We start from the raw sequence: 22616 nt of genomic DNA, 5'->3' as shown, positions 1-22616 counted from the left end.
TGGCAACTAGTTTGCCTTATTGATTGAGTTAGAAGCTCAAATTTTATAAGTTGGTTACTTTACAACCAGTGCTTACGCACATCAACTTGTGAAACGGTCAATAAGAGTACTAAAAGTAATTAACTGCTGTATAGACTCTGATCCAACAATGGTATATTGAATATTAAAGAGCTTTCTATCATAAACTAACATAGTTTTTATGGTAGTAATGATGACTATTGTCATGTAATTTAAGCTCTATTAATATGACTAATATATCTATAACAAGTGTTGTGCGCAAATGCGTTTACACTTGTTTTTTTGTTGGGAAAAGAATGAAGGGGTTTTGCAATAATATCCTAAGTAGTTTCAATCACGCTAGTTAGGTTGTTAAGTAATACCTCTTAGAAAATCTAATTGTAAGGAGAGATATGAATGGGAAAAGCACTTATTATTGGTTGTGGTGGCGTAGCAACAGTTGCGATCCACAAATGCGTTCAAAACAGTGAGGTTTTCGAGGAGATTTGTATTGCAAGTCGTACGAAATCAAAATGTGATGACCTAAAAGCGAAACTAGACGGTGGAAAAACAAAAATTACAACGGCACAGGTAGATGCGAATAATGTAGACGAGTTAATTGCATTAATCGAAGAAGTGAAGCCTGATGTTGTGATGAACTTAGCTTTACCTTATCAAGATTTAACAATTATGGATGCGTGCTTAGCAACGAAAACAAATTATTTAGATACTGCTAATTACGAGCCAGAAGATACAGCGAAGTTTGAATACAAATGGCAGTGGGATTATCGCGAACGCTTCGAAAAAGCTGGGATTACAGCTCTTCTAGGTTCAGGCTTTGATCCAGGTGTTACTGGCGTATTCTCTGCCTATGCGTTAAAACATCATTTTGATGAGATTGAATATATAGATATTCTCGATTGTAATGCGGGCGATCACGGCTATCCTTTTGCAACAAACTTCAATCCTGAAATCAACATTCGCGAAGTATCTGCCAATGGACGTTACTGGGAAAATGGTGAATGGATTGAAACAAAGCCTATGGAAATTAAGCGTACGTACAACTTCCCTGAAGTCGGCGAAAAGGATATGTATCTTCTGTATCATGAAGAGCTTGAATCTTTAGCAGTAAATATTCCTGGTATCAAGAGAATTCGTTTCTTTATGACATTCGGTGAGAGCTACCTCACACATTTAAAGTGTCTCGAAAATGTTGGCTTAACATCTATCGAGCCAATTGAGTATGAAGGAAAAGAAATCATTCCACTTCAATTTTTAAAAGCGTTACTTCCTGATCCAGCTTCATTAGGTCCACGTACGAAAGGGAAAACGAACATCGGTTGTATTTTTAAAGGGAAAAAGGACGGAAAAGACAAAACGTATTATGTCTATAATGTATGCGACCATGAGGCATGCTTCCAAGAGGTTGGCTCTCAAGCAGTTTCTTATACGACTGGTGTACCAGCAATGATCGGTGCAATGATGCTCATGAATGGCACTTGGAATAAACCTGGCGTATACAACATTGAAGAATTCGATCCAGATCCATTCATGGAAGCACTAAATAAATGGGGCCTACCTTGGCAAGAAAGTTTTGATCCAGAGCTTGTTGATGCAGAGCCTATTAAAGAGCCGGAGTATAGTAAATAAATGCGTTTTGAGGAATTACCGACACCGTGTTATGTAGTAGACGAAGCACTAGTGGAAAAAAACTTAAAGATACTAAATGGTGTTATGGCACGAACTGGCTGTAAAATTGTGTTAGCACAAAAAGCATTCTCCATGACTGCTATGTATCCGTTAATCGGAGAATATTTAAATGGCACTACTGCTAGTGGTCTATTTGAAGCTCGTCTCGGGCATGAAGAAATGGGCAAAGAAAATCATGTCTTTGCCCCTGCCTATCGGGATGATGAAATAGATGAGATCATCTCCATCTGTGACCATATTATTTTTAATTCTTTTTCACAGTTAGACAAGTTTAAAGATAAAGCACTTCAAGCTGGAAAAAAAGTAGGCTTACGCATTAACCCTGAATGTTCAACACAAGTCGGTCATGAAATATATGACCCTTGTGCTTCTGGTTCCCGCTTTGGTGTAACTAAGAAGCATTTTCGTCCCGATTTACTTGATGGCGTATCAGGGCTACACTTTCACACGCTTTGTCAGCAAAACTCTGACGACTTAGAAACTACACTTCACGCAGTCGAAGAAAAATTTGGGGAGTGGCTACCACAAATGGAATGGATCAACTTTGGTGGCGGTCACCACATTACGAGAGAAGATTATGATATTCCATTACTAGAAAAATGTATAAAAAGAATGCAAGAAAATTACGGTTTATCCGTATACCTTGAACCAGGAGAAGCAGTAGCACTTGATGCTGGTTACATGATTACTACCGTGCTTGATACACATCAAAATGGAATGGATATTGCTATTTTAGACACTTCCGCATCGTGTCACATGCCAGACGTGTTAGAAATGCCGTACCGACCTCCTCTATTTAATTCAGGAGAGACTGGGGAAAAACCGTTCACATATCGTCTTGGTGGGCAGACATGTCTTGCAGGAGACGTGATAGGTGATTATTCTTTTGATAAGCCTTTACAAAGTGGCGACCGATTAGTCTTTGGAGATATGGCTATTTATTCAATGGTCAAAAATACTACTTTTAACGGTATGCCGCTTCCAGCTATTGCAATTAAAGCGAAAGACGGCGATTGTCACATCGTCCAACAATTTGGCTATCAAGATTTTAAAATGCGATTAGGCTAATGACATTATATTATTTGTATTGCAATAGCTTCGCTCGTCGCTCGCCTGATAGGAGAAACACACTCCTATCAGGCTTTTAAACGATTGCGACGGCTACGCACATTGCTTAGGGCAGTGAAAAAGTGAAAGAACACCACTTTTTCACTGCCCTTCTAAAAAGGTTCATTTTACCTTTAAGTCCCTTCTTTACATTTAAAAATCTTTTTCCAAAATAAATGTGTTCCCGCTCTCCTCAACCTCTAATTCAGACTCACCCTGAGAATGAATATGAAATGTAAGTTGATCGGTTTGTCCGGAAAACTCTCCTCTTTCTAAATCATAATTGTTTATACTAAAAGTCAGGATACTGCTCTCTTCATCATAATTCCACTCTCCAAAAAAATTAACATTTAAGTCTGGTGTCCTTATCATATAGTATCCGTCCCCTCTATCAGGAATATAAATGGCACGATATTCGTCATGATCAAGATTCATGTAGCTCCATGTTCCGATGAGCGTCTCATAAGAACTGTCACGTGCAATTTCTCCATCACTATTTACTATAGATTCATCACTCTCTTTTTCACTAGTTGGTCTATCTTGTCGTATTTCTCCTTCTTGAACGTAAAGGAAACTATTAAGTGATTCTTTATCCATCATAAGTAATTCCCCATCTACAAACGATTGGATTTCCATTATCATATTAGGTCTTGGTGGTTCTATAGATTCTCCATCCTCGAAATACTCATCGTTACTAATCACTAATTCCTGTACTAAGTAGTTGTAGTACCATGTCCCTTTCATTGCATTACTATCATCTGGGTACGCATCATTTGGATAGCCTTCATACGAACCATCACTATGTAAAATAATAGAGACATTAAATGATTCATCATCATAATAAAAGCCCCATTTACCAACTAACTCACTACCGTCTTTCGATATATTATTTATTACACTTTCTATATCCATTCCAGCAAGTCTATCTAAACTCATCATATCATCAGTCGTAATTGTTCCATCTCCCATAGGGATAGGTTCCTTTAAAGAAAGTAATAGAAAAGCATAGTTCCAATGGTCCTGGCCATCCTTCAAGGTAGTATTAGTTGTTTCTTCAAGGCTCTCATCACGATTTCTTAGCATATCCATATATAAGCCAAACCCTTCTTCAAACAAATTCATGCCTTTTACATAATAAGATTGCACTTCAGCAAATTCCTCTGGAGCCGCTAGTTCCTTATATTTTTCTACAACCGATAAAAGGACATCTATTTGTTGCTGATTTTGCTCGACATACGTATTAGATGAATAGTCATGGGAAATAACAACCCATTCCTCAAGTTCCTTCTGCATTTTTTGCTGCAGCTCACCTATTGTTTCGACATACTCCTCCTTAGATAATTGCTCAAATTCTTGTTCTTCATTTTCTATAACCTCATCAATTTCATCTTGACTCTCCGTTTCTTCAGCACTACATCCTATTGTAAAAATACAAGTAATAAGTAAGTACACAAATAATTTTTTCAACTCTGTCTCTCTCCCATTTTTTGGTTTATTTATTCCAACTTATTATAGCAAGGTGGCTTCAGTTGGTCGTGGGTGAAAAGTCATAGGGGAATCGCTCTAATTTACAACTCATTTTTTTCTATTGTCATAAAAAAAAACGACTAAAGAGCACCGCAATAGCTACACTTTAATCGTTCTCACTTTTTATTCATTTTTTTCACACTTACTCCCCTCCACCTATGCCGTCAAAGCTACTAGCGTCATGAGAGCCATCATATTGCTCCGATCCTTTTACGTTTTTTTCCGATGTCTTGTCGTTTTGCTTAAAGTCTAAAAATTTGAGAAAGCCATACGCCTCATTCGGTTTTTCACCTGATCTTGTGTTCAAAAAAGTAATGATTGTTAGACCAAAAAGAAAAGCTGCGAATTTAACGAGTATCCCTCCTTTTAAAAGCTCTTATTATGTTATATTCCATGTCTGATCCTAATATGAAAGTTGTTTTTATAAGGGGTTGACTCAAAAGGTCGATTTTTTAAGTTTTGAGTCAACCCTATAAGCAATGTGCGTAGCCACCGTAATCCGTTAAAGACCACATAAGTGGTTTTTTATATTGGTCGCGCGGTGAGTGGCGCCATTGCCAAAACTTTTAATCGCTTTTGGGACAACCTCTTAGAAGCGGTGAAGAAATAGTGCCACATGTCTTTAAATTAGTAGTGAGCGCTCTTCTCGCTACTGCGCGTGACATCATTTCCACCGCCAAATTTATACTATCTTACCTTTTTAGTCTTTTCTTTAAAGCTGCGGAATTTTGCCGTAGCTCTTAAAGTACTAGTGAGTGCTCTTCGGTTAACACTGAAATGAAAAAGTAGAGAGCAATTTTTTTCAACTCCTAAAATTTAAATGGCAATGACTCCGTTCGTTGCACGACTACTAGGAGAAACCCACTCGTAGTAACCTTCCAAAAGATTGCGAGGACTAATCTCATTGCTTTGAGGAGTGGAAAAAGTTGTTTTATACTTTTTCAGTGCCCTCAAATACCGTCCTTTACCAGTGCGCTCTGCTCTTCTCTAGTACGTACAGCGGAGAAATTCCACAGCCTAGTTTATACTTTCATCTTGAACAAAAAAAGGTCTCTAGCATAATTATCTACTAGATGCATAGAGTTTAATAGATTAAGTCTATTAATGGATGAGGTGTTTACTATTAAAGTTCATAGTTTAAAAATCGGCCTAACAATAATGGTAATTAGTGCAGTACTATATGCAGCAACACTTATCACAGCCTCCATCTACTCAATAGTGCTCATTGATATTGGTAGCTGGAATTCCGAGTTTGGGCTTTATGGTTCTGCACTGCGAGAAGTTGGGACACTCCCTCTTACGCTAGCTATCTCATTTGCAGTAGTCGGTGTCTACTTCATTATTATTGGAATCACATATAAAGAAACGAAGTAGTAATGTAATAATGGTTGGATAATCAATCTCGTAGAGCTTTTTATTCTAGTCATCAAGGCTATTCGATACTGACCGTGGTGTAAGCTTGGGGACACACGGGTAGCATAGCTTCTCTATGATGACCTTCAGTGTTTGTTTTTTTCACTGACGGGCAGCATTGCGCTTGTATGATTACCTTTAGAAATAGTGTGAGCGTTTTTCGGGTAGCATAGCTATTCTATGATGACTGAAATCATATGTTTTTTTCACTGACGGGCAGCATTGCGCTTGTATGATTACCTTTAGATGTAATGTCATCGTTTTTCTCCAATTTGGTTTATTTTGTCCTCATCGGAGGTATAAAAACTTTAACTCTATCCTCTTAGTTTCCACTAAAACAAAAATTTAATATGTAAAATTTCCCACATTATGCTTATAATATCTATGCTGACGTGTAAAATAAAAGGATAAGCTATTGAAAGGATAAGTGATATGATTTCAGAAATGCAATTAGTTTTTCTCATATTAGCAATTACTACAATATGCTTTTTAGTGCCACGATTTAGGGCTGACCTTGTTGCAGCAATTGCCCTACTTTCTTTACTGCTAACTGGACTTATTACAGTTCCAGAAGCATTTGCTGGGTTTTCCAATACTGTCGTAATTATGGTAGCCGCATTATTTATCGTTGGTGAAGGGGTTTTTCAAAGTGGACTAGCACAAAAGGCTGGTAATTTACTCATTAAAACGACGAAAAATAGTGAGTGGAAATTAACGGTGTTTATGCTCATATTAGTCGCCGTTCTGAGTGGATTTATTAGTAATACTGGAACAGTAGCAATTCTTCTTCCAGTTGTCGTTAGCTTGTGCAGGCAAATGCAGCTTCACCCTGGTAAGCTATTAATACCTTTAGCTTTTGCCAGTAGTATGGGGGGAGCTTTAACACTAATCGGTACAGCTCCTAACTTAATCGCAAGCGAAAGTTTACAGGATGCTGGGTACGGTGCGCTTAACTTTTTCACATTTACGCCTATTGGGCTTATCATGCTTTTAGTAGGTATCATTTACTTATGGTTTGTTGGACGCAAAATGCTCGATAAGCCAATCGATAAAAGAGCAGGAGAGTCCGAGAAGTTTAATGCTGGTGAACTTGTTGATCAATATGGTCTTACAGATCATATTTTTTCAGTCAAAATACCTGAAGGAAATGAGTTAATTGGTAAATCAATTAAAGAACTCCGATTACCAAGTACTTACAGTTTAATGATGTTAGAAGTAATAAAAAAAGAATCAAAATCTTTCAAACGCCTTACAGGAAGTAGACAAGCTCACCCTATATCCGTTGAACCTACTTATGTCATCGAAGCTGACGACATATTTGTTGTTTATGGAGAAGGAGAAGCGGTTGAAAGGTTAATGTCTGATACTGGTGCACTTCCTGTGAAAAACGCGACACATAAAATTGAAGAATCTCATCTCGCTGAAGTTATTCTAACACCACAATCGCGATTAATTAATAAAACGATAAGAGAAGTTAACTTTAGAGAAAAGTATGGATTGACCGTATTGGCAATGAAGCATCAGTTTGAAGATGCCAGAAGGTTTTCGGATGAAGAAACGTTATTATATGGAGATGCTATCCTTGTTCATGGTAATTGGAAAGAAATCAACCTTTTATCTGCCGAAAAAAATGACACTGTCGTTTTAAAGTCTGCTGCAGAAGATACGGAGCTTACAAATCAAACGCATAAAAGCTGGATTGCAGGATTTATTTTGTTAGGAATGTTACTGGCAATGGTTTTTGAATGGGTACCTGCAGTTGTTGCTATTGTTGTTGCTGCTGTACTCATGGTATTAACCGACTGTGTACGCCAAACTGATCAAGCTTATCAATCAATTAACTGGCAAACGGTTATTTTGATCGCCTGTATGCTCCCGATGGCCACCGCTTTAGAAAACACAGGTGGAGTTACCTTCATATCAGAAGGGCTCATAGGAAGTCTCGGTGTCATCGGACCACTAGCTGTACTAGCTGGACTATACGCAATCACTTCTTTATTCAGTCAATTTATTAGTAATACTGCCACAGCTGTTTTGCTATTCCCTGTAGCTATCTTAACTGCGGAGCAAATGGGCGTTAGCCCTATACCTATGGTGATGGCAGTTGCGTTTTCATCAAGCATGGCATTTGCAACACCAGTTGCGACACCACCAAATGCAATGGTTATGGCAGCAGGAAAATATACCTTCCTTGACTTTATTAAAGTAGGTATTCCACTTCAAATACTAATTGCATTAGTCGCTATACTACTGCTTCCAATGTTTTTTCCATTTTAAGTGTATAGATTGTAGAATGGTTGAGTTGTAATCTCTCGTCCACTCTTGCCATGCCTAGGCATAGAGAGTTTGGCACGAAGATCGTATACCATAATGTTGAAAGGCTAGTTTTGCTCTTTTTAAGCAAAATAGCCTTTTTTATCGGTTTATGCTTTTATGTTTCTTATGCTATGTGGTTTGAGCAACTCTCTATCAGCAACTACTAAAGGGGCAACTGCAACAACATTTTTTAATCAGTAAAAAAGACAAGGGGCTGATAAAGCTCACTCCTTGTCCCGTAGAATATATTTATTTTTTACTTAAAAGCATTTGCTTAATTTCTTGAATATCTTCTTTTAACTCACGGTTTTCCTTATAAAGGCGCTCCATTTGTTCTTCACGAACCTCTTCGTCCTCTTGACCTAAATAGTTCAATATTACCGCAACCACAAGGTTCAAGATAACAAGTGCTCCAATGATGATGAATGATACAAAGTAAAACCATGCCCATGGAACTTCGTTAATAATTGGCCTTGCCACTTGACTTGCCCATGATTCAAAAGTTACTACCTGCATTAATGTGAATAAGGATGTATGAAAGCTTCCGAAGAACTCGTAATCTAATACATCACTAAAAAAAGTTGTCCCGATAATTGCATATATAGTAAATATGAGCATACATAGTCCTAAAACGCCTGTTAAAGCAGGAATTGATTTCATAAGTGCATCTATGATTTTTCTAAGTGCAGGAATTGCCGGAATCATCCTAATTAGACGTAACACTCTAATTAGTCTCAACACACTTACGAATGGCGTTGCATAAAACGCAATACTTGCTACGACTATACTAAAATCGAAAATATTCCAACCATCCGAGAAATAACGCTTTGTACCAAGTCCAAATAGCTTTAAAACCATTTCAAGTACAAAAATCCAGACTATAATTTGATCAAAAATTAGAAGTAAATCGTTTCCCCTAGCATAAGTTTCCACAATAATAATTAATCCATTTAATAAGATTATACCGATGATTAACATTTGGAAGTGCTTATGTTCTACCATTTTACCTACGTTCGTTCTAAGTGTGCCTAAAACCCCCATTGTATCAACCCACATTTCTCCTTCAAAGTGTTAAGTGATCATGTCCCTAAAGATCTATTATAGTGCGTAACTTGTTACATGTCACCATATGAGTATTGATGAAATTATTGGTAGTTCATATTCAATAAAAAAAGACTTAAAACTAGATTCGCATAGCTAGTTTTAAATCTTTTTTTGTAGCCAAAATTTTTGCCGTCTTCATCTTAAGGATCTGTGGGTGATCTCCTCGCTACAAAGAGTGTTTAATTTTCAACGACTAAGGCTTATAGTCTTATTTTCTAAGAAGTAACGCCCTTTAACAGGGCGTTTTTAACGCTAGTTACATTAATTGCATCGTTGTAATACACGTATTATCGCCTTCAAAAGTAGAAAATTCAGATTCAACAGTTTTCCCATCAAATGTAATGATGGAGTGATACGTTTTGTCTCTCGGAAGCCAAAGATCAATAAATCCATTTTCAAGAGAAGTTACCGCTTCATCCAAAATAACGTTCCCTTCCTCATCCTCAATGTATATGTCAAATTCAGCATTTGCAAGTTCACCTTGGCATCCAGTTAAGCTGTGAATTGCACATGGGTGAGTTTCTGTAACATAAGGTGCAATCGAAACAAAAAATTCATCGGCCGGCAGATCATAAATGGTTTCTTTTTGATCGCTATCCGTTACGATCAATTCATGAGAAGTAATCGATGCTACCTCATTTCCCCCTACGTTTCCAGTGCTGTAATCATGAACTAACTCCTTTATGTTAGACGCCTCACCTTCCGTAGTACTTTCACCATTATTAAGTGAAAAATAAGACACTAATCCAACCACAATTATCCCTATAAATACAAAGTAAAAATTCCTTTTCATGACTTTTCCTCCAATCATCTATTAACCTCTATTTTAAACTGTTATTAATGTTTAGTTCAGAGAATATGTCTATTATACATGCTATTAAGCATATTACTTTTTTCAATTTACAACAATTTAATGAAGAAAGTATGAAGAATCACTCGTTTTTCCTAAAAAAAGTTTGGTAATGTCGAGGCAACTGATAAAGTTGGTCTGTACTTTCCTGGTGGTAATTTTTACATCTTTTTTTTCTAAAAAAGACATGTTATACTAATCTAGCGATGAGCTAATTTGCGTAAGACGAGATTGACTCGCCTTAATCGGCAAGCACAATGTGGAGTGTTGTCTCTCGCCGCAAATATGTCAAAAAAGACGTCCTATTGGGCGTCTTTTTTTATGCGCGAATCAAATATTGTCACGTAAAGAACTCAAGATTCTAGCTAGCTAAACGAAGGTGGTCCATATGAGGACATTGACACATGAAAATACAAAATAAGGTGCATCATACATCCGCTATGACACACAACATCGCTAGAGATACAATATAAGATGCGTCATACGAGTGCTATGACACGCCAAATAAATAGAATCTTAAAATATGGTGTATCATACATCCGCTATGACACACGACTTAGCTAAAGATTCAATATAAGATGCGTCATACGAGTACTATGACACGCCAAATAAATAGAATCTTAAAATAAGGTGTATCATACATCCGCTATGACACACAACATTGCTAAATATTCCATTCAAGATGTATCATACGAGCACTATGCAACGTGAAATAGATAGAATTTCAAAATAAGGTGCATCATACATCCGCTATGACACACAACATCGCTAGAGATACAATATAAAATGCGTCATACGAGTGCTATGACACGCCAAATAAATAGAATCTTAAAATAAGGTGTATCATACATCCGCTATGACACACGACTTAGCTAAAGATTCAATATAAAATGCGTCATACGAGTGCTATGACACGCCAAATAAATAGAATCTTAAAATAAGGTGCATCATACATCCGCTATGATACACAACATCGCTAAATATTCAATATAAGATGCGTCATACAATCCAATGTAACACGAGAATAATACTCAAATAATTCATGCATCTTACATAACGAGACAAGCCGTTTCATTATTGCTATAATACGGATGAGAATTTAGGCGTTCAATTACAATTCTAAGGAGGATACATATGAGAAAGATGAAGCTCGGAAGTAGTTCGTTAGAGGTGCCAGTTATTTCTGTTGGCTGCATGCGTATTAATTCACTTGAAAAACCTGCGGCAGAACGCTTTGTACAAACAGCGATAGAGCATGGTGCAAACTTTTTTGATCACGCCGATATATATGGTGGTGGTAGCTGTGAGGAGATCTTTGCCGATGCTGTTAGTATGAGCGACGATGTCCGTGAAAAAATGATACTGCAATCAAAATGTGGTATTCGTGACGGCATGTTTGATTTTTCAAAAGAACACATCTTACACTCTGTTGATGGCATTTTAAAACGCCTTAATACAGATTACTTAGACATTCTTCTTCTTCACCGTCCAGACACTTTAGTGGAGCCAGAAGAAGTTGCTGAAGCGTTTGATCAGCTTGAAAGTGCTGGAAAAGTACGTCATTTCGGTGTGTCAAATCAAAATCCGATGCAAATAGAGCTGTTGAAAAAATATGTAAAACAACCTATCGTAGCAAATCAGCTACAATTGAGTATTACAAACACTACAATGATGGATAGTGGCTTTAATGTAAATATGGAAAATGATGCAGCAGTGAATCGTGATGGCAGTATATTAGATTATTGCAGACTACACGATATTACAATTCAACCATGGTCTCCCTTCCAATATGGCTTCTTTGAAGGTGTGTTCTTAAATAACGAGAAGTTCCCGGAGCTGAATCAAAAAATTAATGAGATTGCTGTGAAGTATGAGGTAAGCAATACAACAATTGCCATCGCTTGGATATTACGTCATCCTGCAAAAATGCAGCCTGTCATTGGAACGACGAACGAGGAGCGTCTAAAGGATTGTATTAAAGCGAGTGAAATAAACTTGACTCGTGAGGAATGGTATAGCATTTATCGTGCTGCAGGAAACGTACTTCCTTAAGATAAAAAATGGTTGACTCAACAGTTGATTTTATCTTTTGAGTCAACCTCAATCAATGAGCGGATCACCCGTAGTCACTACTTTAGGATTTTTTTAGCTCACAGAAAAGGAATTTTTCTTGAATTATCTACTGTTCTGAGACAGCACGCATCTTTATACTTTTGAAGTAACCTTGTGCAGACGTAGCATAGCAAGAAAACCTAACACTGGGCCAGGGACTAAAAGTAAAAATGCGTACTGCCAGCCTACTATTGCCTCCAAAACTGGGACTAGTAATATGACGATCATCGTAATTGCAAATCCAACTGCTAATTGAAAGGTAAGCACAGATCCTACAAAACGTTGATCTGCGTGTTCTGTAATGAGCGCAGAGAACTGTGCAGAATCCGCAATAATACTTATCCCCCAAATGATCCCTAGGATGACGATGATCCAAATTGACTTACCGTAAAAAAAGCCTATTAATAGCGCAATACTCCCTGATGTTGCTAGAGACCAGAGAGTTAAGCGTTCTCTTCCGAATTTGTCAGCAATCATCCCACCAAACCATGCACCGAAAAAACCTGCAGCAATTACGATAAAAGTTAAAAACGAAGCAAGTGACGAAGGATTTTCAACACCACTTGTTTGCAAGCTATTTAATAAAAATAATCCGAACCATGCCCACATTGCGTAAAGCTCCCACATATGTCCAAAGTAACCGTAGTTTGCTAGACGAACGGGCGTGTGACGAAGCGCTCGTGGAATTGCTGCCGGATCAAACGGCGCTTTGGGCAATGGGTATGGACCGTTATTAACAGTAAAAACAACGAGTAATCCTGCTAATATAGAAGCAAGTCCTGAAACCATTAACACAATCTCCCATGAGCCTACTGAGAAGCCTCTGAATAAATGTGGACTTGCAGAACCGAGTGTAAGTGCGCCCACAACGAATCCTAGAGCCATTCCTCTTCGAACCTTAAACCATGTCGCCATTAGCTTCAGCCCTGGACCATATACTCCCGCTAACGCAACACCTGTTAGAAAACGAAATATAAGGGCGCTCGCATAGCTACTAGAGAATAATGCTGTTGCGATGGTAGCAAACCCTGCTACTAGTGCTGCTCCAAAAAACATTCGAGACAAATCTAAGCGGTCTGGTAAGTTCAAAAAGGCAGAAAGGAGTGAACCAACAACAAAGCCGGCTTGGACCATAATCGTAACTAAGCTTCCTTGTGTGCTCGTTAAAGACCATAGCTCAGTAAGCTCAGGTAAAACTGCCGTCATAGAAAACCATGTTGTCATTGTCCAAACCATAGCAACAGACAACAATAATAATTTTTTTATATGTCTGTAGCTATTTTCAGAAGAACTGTTGATAGTGTTTTGTGACATAGGCATACCCTTCACTTTACATTTGATATAAAAATAAGTTCATTTACTGTTTGCAGTATTCCATAATCATAACTAAAAAAAGAACTATATGCACTAAATAGGACTGACAAAGGTAAATAACGGCGGCCACTGAAGAAGTACAGGGTTACTTTTTCAGTGACCATAAATTCAATATCGTCCTTTTTCAGTGCACGCTGACATAACTTTTTTAAGAATAGCCTTACTAACGATGTAATAATGTAGCCATATTCATGTTTATATAGGACAAGGATTTGGTAATATAAAGGAAAGAATGTATTATCCTAATTAAAAGGAATGGAGGAATACATATGGAATTGGCTATTTCACTTTATCTACGATTTAAAGAGCATCGGCTTATTGAACTGGCTGCACAGTGCTCCTATTATTTATTGCTTTCTATTTTTCCATTTCTTATATTTATTTTAACGTTATTTTCATTTTTGCCTCTTACTTTAGAATTCGATATTAACGTTATTCAAGATGTTGTCCCTGCAGAGATTTTTCAATTTATTGAAGGTCAATGGACACGTATTACTTCACAGCATAATACAGGGTTACTATCCTTCAGTATTATTTTTACCATCTGGACTGCTTCATTAGCATTAAATACAATATTAAGATTACTAAATAGGGCTTATCATGTAACAGAAGAAAGAAAAATGTTAAAGGGTAGGCTCATCTCCATTTTTTTAACAATAGGAATGTTTGCCGTCGTATTAGTTGCGTTAGGTTTACAAGTTATTGGAGCAACACTAAAAGATGTACTTCCCTTTGACTTTAATATATTTAAATTTAATTTACTTCGATGGGGAATAAGCTCATTAGTGTTGTTCATTGTCTTTATGCTCCTTTATTTAGTGGGACCTAATATTCGCTTAAAGCTGCGTGATGTGTACATCGGGGCAATTTTTGCAACGCTCGGTTGGTTATTAACAACTTCCATGTTTACATTTTATCTTGATAATTTCGCAAACTATACAGCAACGTATGGCACAATTGGTGCAGTTATCGCACTTATGGTTTGGTTTCACTTATCATCAGTTATCATCCTTCTCGGTGGTGAGATAAATGCTGAGCTGAAAGAAAAAGGTTAGCCTAGCACTACAAATATACTTAGAGGGAGACAAAAAGGTTGGTTTTTTACCTATTGAGTCTCCCATATGCAATGTGCGGAACCCAGCAGTCACTAAAATGCCCACAATTATCGTTGCTCTTATAGTTAACGCGCGTGTAGCCATTGCCAGGAATTTTTACTAGCTTATGGGACACCGACTATACCTAGGCATAAAACTAATCAAGTAGAACAAGGTTCATTGCCTAGTCCGAATATAGCCTTTCGTACATATGTTGTAGAGAAAATGATGACTTATGTCCAATCGGAACATCGAAAGGAGTTTTTGACATATGTATGGAACTGGATTTCAAAGGCAAGTGCCTGGTGCTGGAATTAGTCCACTTGGTGCAGGTCTTTTAGGAGCAGGTTTAGGTTATTTAGGGGGAGCAATGACAACTCCAGGAGGATTTGGTGGTTTCGGCGCACCTGCAGCACCTGGAGCAGTTGGTGGTTTTGGTGCTCCTGCAACACCTGGAGCATTTGGTCCTGGTGTACACGGAGGATTTGCACCACAGCATGGAGTACCCCATGCTGGCACTGGATTCGGTCACCCTGGTTGGGGACATCCAGGACCAGTACCTGGAGTACGCCCTAGACCGTTTTTCTTCTAAACGTGATGACTAGAGGATGTTTCTAACCATTCCTTTTTACCTATTAGGAGCAGAAGCCTAGATTTCTGCTCCTTTTTTTATTTTTTTATAAACGGAAACTGTGACTGCTCAGACAATGATAAAATAAATTCTTTTAATAGATTTTTAGTAGCATGAAGGTCATTTATGTCTATTACTTCTACTGGAGAATGAGCGTATCTAGAAGGTATCGATAAAACCCCAGTTGGAATGCCCCTATTTGTTAAACTCATTGCTCCACCATCTGTTCCAATACCGGGAAAAACTTCAAGCTGATACGGAATTTGTTTTTCCTCCGCCAAATCGATTAAATACTCTTTCACAGTTGGATGAGAAATCAAACTCATATCAAGCACTTTAATTCCTGTACCCGCTCCCAGTGCTAGCGTTTGATCCATCGTCTCTTCCGGTGTGTCACTGACAGCCGTTGTGTCAATAGCTATCCCAACATCAGCATCAACTTGGCGAGTTGCAACCTGTGCACCTCTTAAGCCAACTTCCTCTTGAACGGTAAATATAGCTGATACCTCACCTGAAAAACTTTTCCCTTCTAGCTCTTGCAATGTTTTAATAATGACCGCACAGCCTGCTCTATCATCAAATCCTTTCCCCACGAAACGACCAGTCGAATCATCTCCAAGGTAATCTATACTCGGTAGCCATGTAATAGGTGCACCGACCGTAACGCCTAACCTTTTGGCGTCTTCAACATTTTTAGCACCAATATCAATATATAGCTGACGATGATTGCGAACCTTAGTAGCATCATCAAATTTTGCGTAATGTGCCGAAATACTACCTATCACTCCAGTCAAATAACTAGATTTTGTACGTACCTGTACTTTTTGTGTAAGTAAAATACGGTCATCATGTCCACCTAGCTTTTCAAAGCGAATCAACCCATTTTTCTCAATCTTTTTAACGATAAAACCAATTTCATCCATATGCGCCGTCATGATCACCTTTGGACCAGGTTTACTCCCTTTTTTTGTACCAATAACATTTCCTAATGGATCAATAGTCACCTCGTCAACGAAAGGTTGTATCGTATCTCTTATCCATTCACTTACTGGTTGCTCGTATCCGCATGGCCCATGTAAAGCCGTTAACTGCTCTAGTAATTTTTGCACTTCACTTACTCCTCTCTCTTACCATCACTTTTGCTTTATTATACAATTTTTATTTAGATAGGCGAAACGAATTTACTTACTACTTCAATATTTTTCAATTAAAATATAACTTTTTATACGCAACAATGCGTTTTTGTCATTATCACTTTTTTATTTATGATTAGCTCTCTTTCTAATACAATAAAAGGGATTTTTTACAAATATTTGATACAATAGAGACAAGTAGTCCACTACATAAAATTTTTGTAGTAAATAAAATCATTAAAACACAATCCATTATTGAAAGCCTTTATAGGAGGAGTACTATGAATAGAATGCAGGTTGTTTCCATCGTTCTTTTAGTGATTGTTTTAATAGCCGTTGCAGCTTATAGTTTTCTAGGTAATGAGGATCGTAACGACGTACATGTTAGCGATAAGAATGAGGATGTAGAAGAAATCATCATATCTGAACCCGCAGAGGAAGAAGTTATCGTAGGTAATGTTCCTACTAAGGAAGAGGTTGAAGAAGAGTTTCCGTTAAATCTTCCCGAGCATGCTGTGCAAAATTTCATTCATTGGATGTCTCATCAAAAGGTTGCAGCTGATCAAAAATGGGGTAAAATGCTCATTACCGACGAACGAATTACTAGAATAATAGAGGTGATTGAAGCGAACAACTATGATCACGAAGATGTTTATACAAGTATTTTAACTCGTTGGCAGGTTGGTGACTTTAGCCAGGCTGTTGAAGATCATAATACTATTTGGAGGCTTCAAAACGGAACGATTGGTGAAGCAACAAGACTGTTGACGCCTGAGGAAGAAAGACAATATATTGAGAAAAACTTTGAATAGTATTAAGTGCACTTCTTGCTACTACGCGTGGTATAATTTACAACGCCTAAGTTGAAGTCATGCCTGACGTAACCTGGTGTGTCAGGCATGAGCTTGCTCATTATAACACTAACATCGACTTTAAATAGTGATAAACCCCATCCTCATCACAAGTAAATTGCGTTACGTCCTGGGCTTTTTCTTTTATTTCGCTTGGCGCATTTTTCATCGCGACAGCATAACTAACGAAATCGAACATTGGTAGGTCATTGTTACTGTCACCCATAGCTATTGTATCCTCTTCAGTTAATTGAAAGTGTTTTAGCATTTGTTTAATTCCAGTTGCCTTATTTACATTTGCTACCATAAGCTCTACGTTATGTTTAGAGGAAATTGACGTACTAAAATCCACCTGCTTTTTTAATTCTTCAAGTACTTCTTTCCAACGATTAATATGATCTTTTGATCTAGAAAAAAAATAAAATTTAGAGAACTTCTCCCCTTCAACTTGATCCTTCCAAGCAATTTCACTTTTAACTGCTTGCTTACGAGAAGACCATTCATTAATCCCTACACTATGTGGCTTTGGTTCTCTAATCTCATTTACAACATAGACTTTATCTTGTTTTAAAGTAATACGATCTGCTTCATATGGGAAGAGCTCATAATACATCTTGTTTTCTCTTGCCTTTTCAATAATCAGTTCTACAAGTTCACGAGATAAAGAATGCTCAAATACAGCTTCATCACCAACATACCCGGCCATTCCGTTAGAGGTAATATAAGCGTCCACTTCAAATCCATCAGGAATAACACCTGGTATTTCATTTAATGCTCGCCCTGTTGCAACAAAAACATATATCCCACTCTTACGAATCTCGTCTATGATCTCCTTCGTTCGGATAGTAACTTTATTATCATGATTAAGTATTGTTCCATCCATATCTAAAAAAATTGCTTTTGGTTTAAAATCCATGAAATTCCTCCTGATGAATACATTCCAAAAAATAATATATACTACTTTTCTTTAATATATCTCCACTTTGTTTTTCTAGTATCTTTATCTTTACTAGTTATTCCTTTAATAAATCCAATTTCCTCTATGTCTCGTAAAAGTTGGTGTACTTCCACTATTTTCAGTTTACTATTGAAAACATTTTGTGCTAATTCCTCCGTTGTTAATGGTTTTTCACTCCCCCGAATACTCACTAAAAGCTTCACTCGCTTTTTTTGTCTCGCATTCTCTTTATATTTTCCCGTAAAAATATTCTTTAGTGGATCTTTTATCATCACACCAAGTATCATCCCAAAAACGACCAATATCAAATCATATAATATCAAGCTCACTTCATTCACCTCAGCAGTAAAGGTACCATATATTTATTACTAATGCACATCATCACCATGATAATAAACATTACCAATTTATAAATAATTTATATTTCGTTTTCGACAAAAAGGAAAGAATAACGACAGTACCTCTGATTCCTTTAACACATCTACCTGTGATAAAGTTGTATATGTGGTTATTTTTCTACTATATATAGTATTTTGTTTATATTATTAGTCGGTTAATCACAACGACTAGAAACGGAGAGATAAAACATGCTAGTACTACCAATTAATAAAATTACCAGTAGTCAAACTGTTAAAAGTAGTGGTGCACATATTCTATATATGTATAATGAATACAAAAAATATGTCCAAAATTTAGTTAGTTTTATTCATGAAGGACTTATAGAAAATGAGATTATTCTCATTGTTGAATACAAAAATACCATTAACCTCTCAAAAAAGGAATTAGAAAAAAAGGGATTAACAAACGCTCAAATAGAAAATATAAAATGGGTGTTTGCTAATGAATTTTACATAAATGAGAATCAATTTGATGCTAACGGAGCTGGAAAAAAATTAATTCATTTACTACAACCCTTTATTGATCAAGGGTATAACATTCGCACGTGGGGACAAGTACCTATAATCAACCAAGATGCAATACTTGACCAATTAAATGGGTATGAGTGTCATTGTGATGACTTTACGAGCAAGAGAAAAACAAAGTCTGTCTGTGCCTATAACGCCATTACAACCCCATCATTTATGCAAAATGTTCTTTTAAAAACACATACATATTTTATGACTGATGACGATTACAACCTTTCTCCTTTTTATAATCGGAAACATAGTAAAACCGCTTCCGTCGAAGAAGTGGACCGATTACGTCGAATGGAAGAACAAAATAAAGATTTATTAGATAGAAATACCCATTTAATCTTTGAAAATAATTTAGTGAAATTAAATAATGAAGTAATTAAGCAAAACGAATCGAAGCTTCGAACCGTTATAAACGAATTACCTATTCCAATCATCATTAGAAATAATAAATATATTATTTTTTATAACTCAGAAGCAGAAGCACAGTTCTCCATTGACAATCAACATGTAGTGGCGGAAAATCTTTTATCCTCCTTTTTTGAAAATTATGCAAGAAATATTAAACATCAACATGAAGTACAAGAACAAATGTTTATATTAAAAAACGAGAAGAAAAAATATTACCTCGTTAAGTCTATCAATATTTCCTTCGAAGGTGAACCTGCAGTACTACATTCATTTGTTGATGTTACGAAAGAAAAGGAAAATGAAAACTTAATGATTAGATCTGAAAAAATGAACATTGCTGGTGAATTGGCCGCTAGTATTGCTCATGAATTACGAAATCCACTAACTGCTATTAAAGGTTTTTTCAAAATGTTAAGAGACACAGAGAAATATAAAGAGAGGTATTTTCAAATTATTGAAGATGAGCTTTCACGAATCGAGCAAATCTCTAGTGAATTACTAACGTTAGCAAAGCCCCATACTGAGAAGCGTCAAGATCAAAATATCGTCAATCTTATTGAAGAAGTGAAATTTTTACTGAGCTCTCAATCTAACATGAAGTGTATAGAAGTGATACTTGAAGTAAGCAGTAATGAATTATACGTAAATTGTGAGGTTACTAAGATTAAGCAGGTGTTTATCAATTTAGTGAAAAATGCTATAGAGGCGATGCAAGAGGGCGGAAATATTAAAATAAAAGTAGAGAGAATAGGTAACATTATTCAAGCGAAAGTGATAGATCACGGAAGTGGTATCCCAGAAGAGCTATTAAGTAAAATTGGTGAACCTTTTTATACTACAAAAGAAAAAGGAACTGGAATTGGGTTAATGGTTTGCTATCAAATTATTGAAAGTCATGGTGGTACCATTCATTTTGATAGTAAAGTCAACATTGGAACAACGTTTACAATCACACTACCTGCATTAGTTAAGAGCCTATCAACACAATCACAATAGCTTACTGTGTAAGCATCTTTCAAGAAGTTCCATTATCGTTTATGTTAAAATATCTGTAAATCAGATTGTAAGGAGAGCTACTTAACAATGGATAAGATTGATGTGATCGCTCGGAGAATCTTAGGTTGGAAGCAAAATAGCCTTCATAAATGGTATAACCACGAAGAAGGACTTTTTATCGAAAACTTTAATCCTTATGAAAATATGGAGCATGCGATGCTTATTGTTTCAAGACTAGAACGGTTTGGCTTTCATTATACAAAACAATCCGAAACGGAAGCTTGCTTTAGTAATGCATATGTAAAAGAGTGTTCGTCTGGTGATACACTTGCTCTTGCCATTACTAACGCAGCCTACTCATTAGCAGAGGTGAATACTATCTCAAGTGAATGGCTTTAAGAGGTGGGAGAGACTTTAAAAGTACCATCTACGCAATGATCGATAATATTGTTTATAAAAATAAAAAAGACTTAAAACTAGCTTTATGAAGCCTAGTTTTAAGTCTTTTTCCTATTTTCTAAATTTCACTAGATCCATATTCAGTTCCTTCGTCTCTGTATATACTTTCTTATATAATTGGAACAGTTCTTCATACTGCTTCACATTCTCTTCAATAGGCAAGAATTCCTTATCTACCTTTAAGAATGTATCGGCACATTCCTTCATGGATGAAAACCAGCCACATCCATATGCTGCTAGCATAGCAGCTCCCATTCCTGGTCCTTGTTCGCTTGCATGCTTCACAATTTTTGCATTAAAAATATCTGCTTGCATTTGAAGCCATACTTCATTTTTTGCACCTCCGCCAATAGAAACGACGGTATCTATTCTTTTACCCTGATTTCTAAAGATTTCTACTGATTCATTTAAAGAGAAAGTAATTCCTTCAAGCACCGCTCGAACAAAATCCTTTCGTTCATGGGCACTATCTATTCCAATAAAGCTAGCACGTATTGTTGAATCTACATGTGGCGTTCGTTCACCAACAAGGTAAGGTGTAAATAATAGTCCGTTTGCACCTGGAGGGATTGTATCGACTTCAGCTAGTAACTCATTGAAGTCCTCCTCTTTTGCAAATACTTCTTTAAACCAGCTTAGACTATGTCCTGCTGAGAGCGTCACTCCCATCGTATAATATGCATCAGGTGCACCATGATTAAAATAGTGGACAGTGCCTTTGAAATCCTTATCATCACTATCCTCATATGATAGAACAACTCCTGAAGTTCCAATACTAGCGAGTGTGCTTCCTTCCTCAAGAATACCAGCACCTATTGCACCACAAGCATTGTCCGCACCACCTGCAAAAACGCGTGTATGTGGAGAAAGGCCTGTCTTTTCCGCAACATCAGATGAAATCGTACCTACCTGTTCATGAGAGCCTACTAGCGGTGGACAGAAATCATTAGATAAACCAAATATATTTAGAATTTCATTACTCCATTTTTTTGTAGATACATTAAATAGCAATGTTCCTGCTGCATCTGAATAGTCCATATGAAGCTGTCCAGTAAGCTTAAGCCGGACATAATCTTTCGGTAAAACAAATGTTTTCACTTTAGTAAATATTTCTGGCTCATTTTTTTTCACCCATAATATTTTCGGTAATGTAAACCCTTCTAGTGCTGGATTTTTCGTTAGCTGTAGAAGCTTTTCTTCGCCAACTGCTTCATATATTTCTTCACATTCAGCCGTCGTACGTGTATCGTTCCATAATATTGCATTACGTAAAGGCTCCTCATTTTCATCAAGCAAAACAAGACCATGCATTTGACCAGAGAAGCTTATTCCTTCAATGTCATTCTTGTTTCCACCAAAATCATTTAATAGATCCGATATGCCATTAATCGTGTTCGTTAACCAATCATCGGGCCTTTGCTCACTATAACCGGTTTTCTCATGAATGAGGGCATATTCTTTTGAAATTTCATTTACAACTTCACCACTTTGATTCACAAGTATGATCTTCACTGCACTTGTACCTAAGTCTACTCCAATTACATATTTCATCCTTATTCCCTCCCCGTTCATCATTTCTTTAAAACTTATATTAGTGCTTCTGAAAGCATTGATACATTGCACTTCCTCACACCACTTTGTCTATCTATTAAACAAAGT

Annotated in this window: 18 protein-coding genes; 10 read left to right on the top strand and 8 right to left on the bottom strand. The window is 36.9% G+C overall.

Features of this window, described 5'->3' with window-relative positions; genetic code table 11:
- The first annotated feature begins 414 nt into the window (after nucleotides 1-414).
- Together BCELL_RS03045 and nspC are read left to right on the top strand one after the other, a co-directional pair.
- Complete coding sequence (locus BCELL_RS03045) at nucleotides 415-1647, top strand: saccharopine dehydrogenase family protein (RefSeq protein ID WP_013487200.1); 1233 nt, start codon at nucleotides 415-417, stop codon at nucleotides 1645-1647.
- Nucleotides 1648-2775 carry a carboxynorspermidine decarboxylase gene (gene nspC / locus BCELL_RS03040; RefSeq protein WP_013487199.1) on the top strand — a complete coding sequence of 376 codons (1128 nt, stop codon included), beginning with the start codon at nucleotides 1648-1650 and terminating at the stop codon, nucleotides 2773-2775.
- A gap of 192 nt (nucleotides 2776-2967) precedes the next feature.
- Here the strand turns inward: nspC and BCELL_RS03035 are convergent, their stop codons facing one another.
- A complete protein-coding gene (locus BCELL_RS03035) occupies nucleotides 2968-4281 on the bottom strand; it encodes a DUF3994 domain-containing protein (protein ID WP_013487198.1) in 1314 nt (437 codons plus the stop codon).
- A gap of 1164 nt (nucleotides 4282-5445) precedes the next feature.
- Between BCELL_RS03035 and BCELL_RS03030 the strand changes: the two genes are divergently transcribed.
- Nucleotides 5446-5715 carry a hypothetical protein gene (locus tag BCELL_RS03030; RefSeq protein WP_013487197.1) on the top strand — a complete coding sequence of 90 codons (270 nt, stop codon included), beginning with the start codon at nucleotides 5446-5448 and terminating at the stop codon, nucleotides 5713-5715.
- Between the two features lie 471 nt (nucleotides 5716-6186).
- Nucleotides 6187-8031 (top strand): SLC13 family permease, encoded by a 1845-nt coding sequence (locus BCELL_RS03025; protein WP_013487196.1) that lies wholly within the window; start codon nucleotides 6187-6189, stop codon nucleotides 8029-8031.
- 288 nt (nucleotides 8032-8319) lie between these two features.
- Here the strand turns inward: BCELL_RS03025 and BCELL_RS03020 are convergent, their stop codons facing one another.
- Both BCELL_RS03020 and BCELL_RS03015 read right to left on the bottom strand, forming a co-directional pair.
- Nucleotides 8320-9111 (bottom strand): ion transporter, encoded by a 792-nt coding sequence (locus BCELL_RS03020; RefSeq protein ID WP_157184161.1) that lies wholly within the window; start codon nucleotides 9109-9111, stop codon nucleotides 8320-8322.
- Between the two features lie 319 nt (nucleotides 9112-9430).
- Nucleotides 9431-9967 (bottom strand): CueP family metal-binding protein, encoded by a 537-nt coding sequence (locus tag BCELL_RS03015; RefSeq protein ID WP_157184160.1) that lies wholly within the window; start codon nucleotides 9965-9967, stop codon nucleotides 9431-9433.
- 1191 nt (nucleotides 9968-11158) lie between these two features.
- Here BCELL_RS03015 and BCELL_RS03010 point away from each other — a divergent pair.
- Complete coding sequence (locus BCELL_RS03010; RefSeq protein WP_013487193.1) at nucleotides 11159-12076, top strand: aldo/keto reductase; 918 nt, start codon at nucleotides 11159-11161, stop codon at nucleotides 12074-12076.
- Nucleotides 12077-12229: 153 nt separating this feature from the next.
- Here BCELL_RS03010 and BCELL_RS03005 read toward each other — a convergent pair whose 3' ends face one another.
- A complete protein-coding gene (locus BCELL_RS03005) occupies nucleotides 12230-13450 on the bottom strand; it encodes an MFS transporter (RefSeq protein ID WP_013487192.1) in 1221 nt (406 codons plus the stop codon).
- A 329-nt stretch (nucleotides 13451-13779) separates the two neighbouring features.
- Here BCELL_RS03005 and BCELL_RS03000 point away from each other — a divergent pair, with 329 nt between their 5' ends.
- A complete protein-coding gene (locus tag BCELL_RS03000) occupies nucleotides 13780-14565 on the top strand; it encodes a YihY/virulence factor BrkB family protein (protein ID WP_013487191.1) in 786 nt (261 codons plus the stop codon).
- Between the two features lie 310 nt (nucleotides 14566-14875).
- On the top strand, nucleotides 14876-15196 hold the full coding sequence (locus BCELL_RS22345; protein WP_013487190.1) for a hypothetical protein: 321 nt from the start codon (nucleotides 14876-14878) through the stop codon (nucleotides 15194-15196).
- Between the two features lie 77 nt (nucleotides 15197-15273).
- On the opposite strand, the gene BCELL_RS02990 is transcribed toward BCELL_RS22345, so the two are convergent.
- Nucleotides 15274-16344 carry a M42 family metallopeptidase gene (locus tag BCELL_RS02990; protein WP_013487189.1) on the bottom strand — a complete coding sequence of 357 codons (1071 nt, stop codon included), beginning with the start codon at nucleotides 16342-16344 and terminating at the stop codon, nucleotides 15274-15276.
- Between the two features lie 305 nt (nucleotides 16345-16649).
- Here BCELL_RS02990 and BCELL_RS21450 point away from each other — a divergent pair, with 305 nt between their 5' ends.
- Nucleotides 16650-17180 (top strand): DUF6241 domain-containing protein, encoded by a 531-nt coding sequence (locus BCELL_RS21450; protein WP_013487188.1) that lies wholly within the window; start codon nucleotides 16650-16652, stop codon nucleotides 17178-17180.
- A gap of 100 nt (nucleotides 17181-17280) precedes the next feature.
- Here BCELL_RS21450 and BCELL_RS02980 read toward each other — a convergent pair whose 3' ends face one another.
- Together BCELL_RS02980 and BCELL_RS02975 are read right to left on the bottom strand one after the other, a co-directional pair.
- Nucleotides 17281-18135 (bottom strand): HAD family hydrolase, encoded by an 855-nt coding sequence (locus BCELL_RS02980; RefSeq protein ID WP_013487187.1) that lies wholly within the window; start codon nucleotides 18133-18135, stop codon nucleotides 17281-17283.
- 41 nt (nucleotides 18136-18176) lie between these two features.
- Nucleotides 18177-18506: a hypothetical protein gene (locus tag BCELL_RS02975; protein ID WP_013487186.1), complete on the bottom strand. Its 330-nt coding sequence runs from the start codon at nucleotides 18504-18506 to the stop codon at nucleotides 18177-18179.
- A gap of 258 nt (nucleotides 18507-18764) precedes the next feature.
- Here BCELL_RS02975 and BCELL_RS21445 point away from each other — a divergent pair, with 258 nt between their 5' ends.
- Together BCELL_RS21445 and BCELL_RS02965 are read left to right on the top strand one after the other, a co-directional pair.
- Nucleotides 18765-20498, top strand: a complete 1734-nt coding sequence (locus BCELL_RS21445; protein WP_013487185.1) for an MEDS domain-containing protein — start codon at nucleotides 18765-18767, stop codon at nucleotides 20496-20498.
- A gap of 87 nt (nucleotides 20499-20585) precedes the next feature.
- Entirely contained in the window at nucleotides 20586-20897 is a 312-nt protein-coding gene (locus tag BCELL_RS02965) for a BC1872 family protein (RefSeq protein WP_013487184.1), read from the top strand.
- Nucleotides 20898-21008: 111 nt separating this feature from the next.
- On the opposite strand, the gene xylB is transcribed toward BCELL_RS02965, so the two are convergent.
- Nucleotides 21009-22508, bottom strand: coding sequence for a xylulokinase (xylB, locus tag BCELL_RS02960; RefSeq protein ID WP_013487183.1), 1500 nt, complete (start codon nucleotides 22506-22508; stop codon nucleotides 21009-21011).
- Nucleotides 22509-22616 lie beyond the last annotated feature (108 nt).

This window comes from Evansella cellulosilytica DSM 2522, assembly GCF_000177235.2.
GTDB classification, from domain to species: domain Bacteria; phylum Bacillota; class Bacilli; order Bacillales; family Salisediminibacteriaceae; genus Evansella; species Evansella cellulosilytica.
This window is presented reverse-complemented; position numbering and strand designations above follow the sequence as displayed.

Coding starts and splice junctions, on each gene's coding strand:
- BCELL_RS03045 (WP_013487200.1), top strand. CDS start 415: ATGGGAAAAGCACTTATTATTGGTTGTGGTGGCGTAGCAACAGTTGCG.
- nspC (WP_013487199.1), top strand. CDS start 1,648: ATGCGTTTTGAGGAATTACCGACACCGTGTTATGTAGTAGACGAAGCA.
- BCELL_RS03030 (WP_013487197.1), top strand. CDS start 5,446: ATGGATGAGGTGTTTACTATTAAAGTTCATAGTTTAAAAATCGGCCTA.
- BCELL_RS03025 (WP_013487196.1), top strand. CDS start 6,187: ATGATTTCAGAAATGCAATTAGTTTTTCTCATATTAGCAATTACTACA.
- BCELL_RS03020 (WP_157184161.1), bottom strand. CDS start 9,111: ATGGGGGTTTTAGGCACACTTAGAACGAACGTAGGTAAAATGGTAGAA.
- BCELL_RS03015 (WP_157184160.1), bottom strand. CDS start 9,967: ATGAAAAGGAATTTTTACTTTGTATTTATAGGGATAATTGTGGTTGGA.
- BCELL_RS03010 (WP_013487193.1), top strand. CDS start 11,159: ATGAGAAAGATGAAGCTCGGAAGTAGTTCGTTAGAGGTGCCAGTTATT.
- BCELL_RS03005 (WP_013487192.1), bottom strand. CDS start 13,450: ATGTCACAAAACACTATCAACAGTTCTTCTGAAAATAGCTACAGACAT.
- BCELL_RS03000 (WP_013487191.1), top strand. CDS start 13,780: ATGGAATTGGCTATTTCACTTTATCTACGATTTAAAGAGCATCGGCTT.
- BCELL_RS22345 (WP_013487190.1), top strand. CDS start 14,876: ATGTATGGAACTGGATTTCAAAGGCAAGTGCCTGGTGCTGGAATTAGT.
- BCELL_RS21450 (WP_013487188.1), top strand. CDS start 16,650: ATGAATAGAATGCAGGTTGTTTCCATCGTTCTTTTAGTGATTGTTTTA.
- BCELL_RS02980 (WP_013487187.1), bottom strand. CDS start 18,135: ATGGATTTTAAACCAAAAGCAATTTTTTTAGATATGGATGGAACAATA.
- BCELL_RS21445 (WP_013487185.1), top strand. CDS start 18,765: ATGCTAGTACTACCAATTAATAAAATTACCAGTAGTCAAACTGTTAAA.
- BCELL_RS02965 (WP_013487184.1), top strand. CDS start 20,586: ATGGATAAGATTGATGTGATCGCTCGGAGAATCTTAGGTTGGAAGCAA.
- xylB (WP_013487183.1), bottom strand. CDS start 22,508: ATGAAATATGTAATTGGAGTAGACTTAGGTACAAGTGCAGTGAAGATC.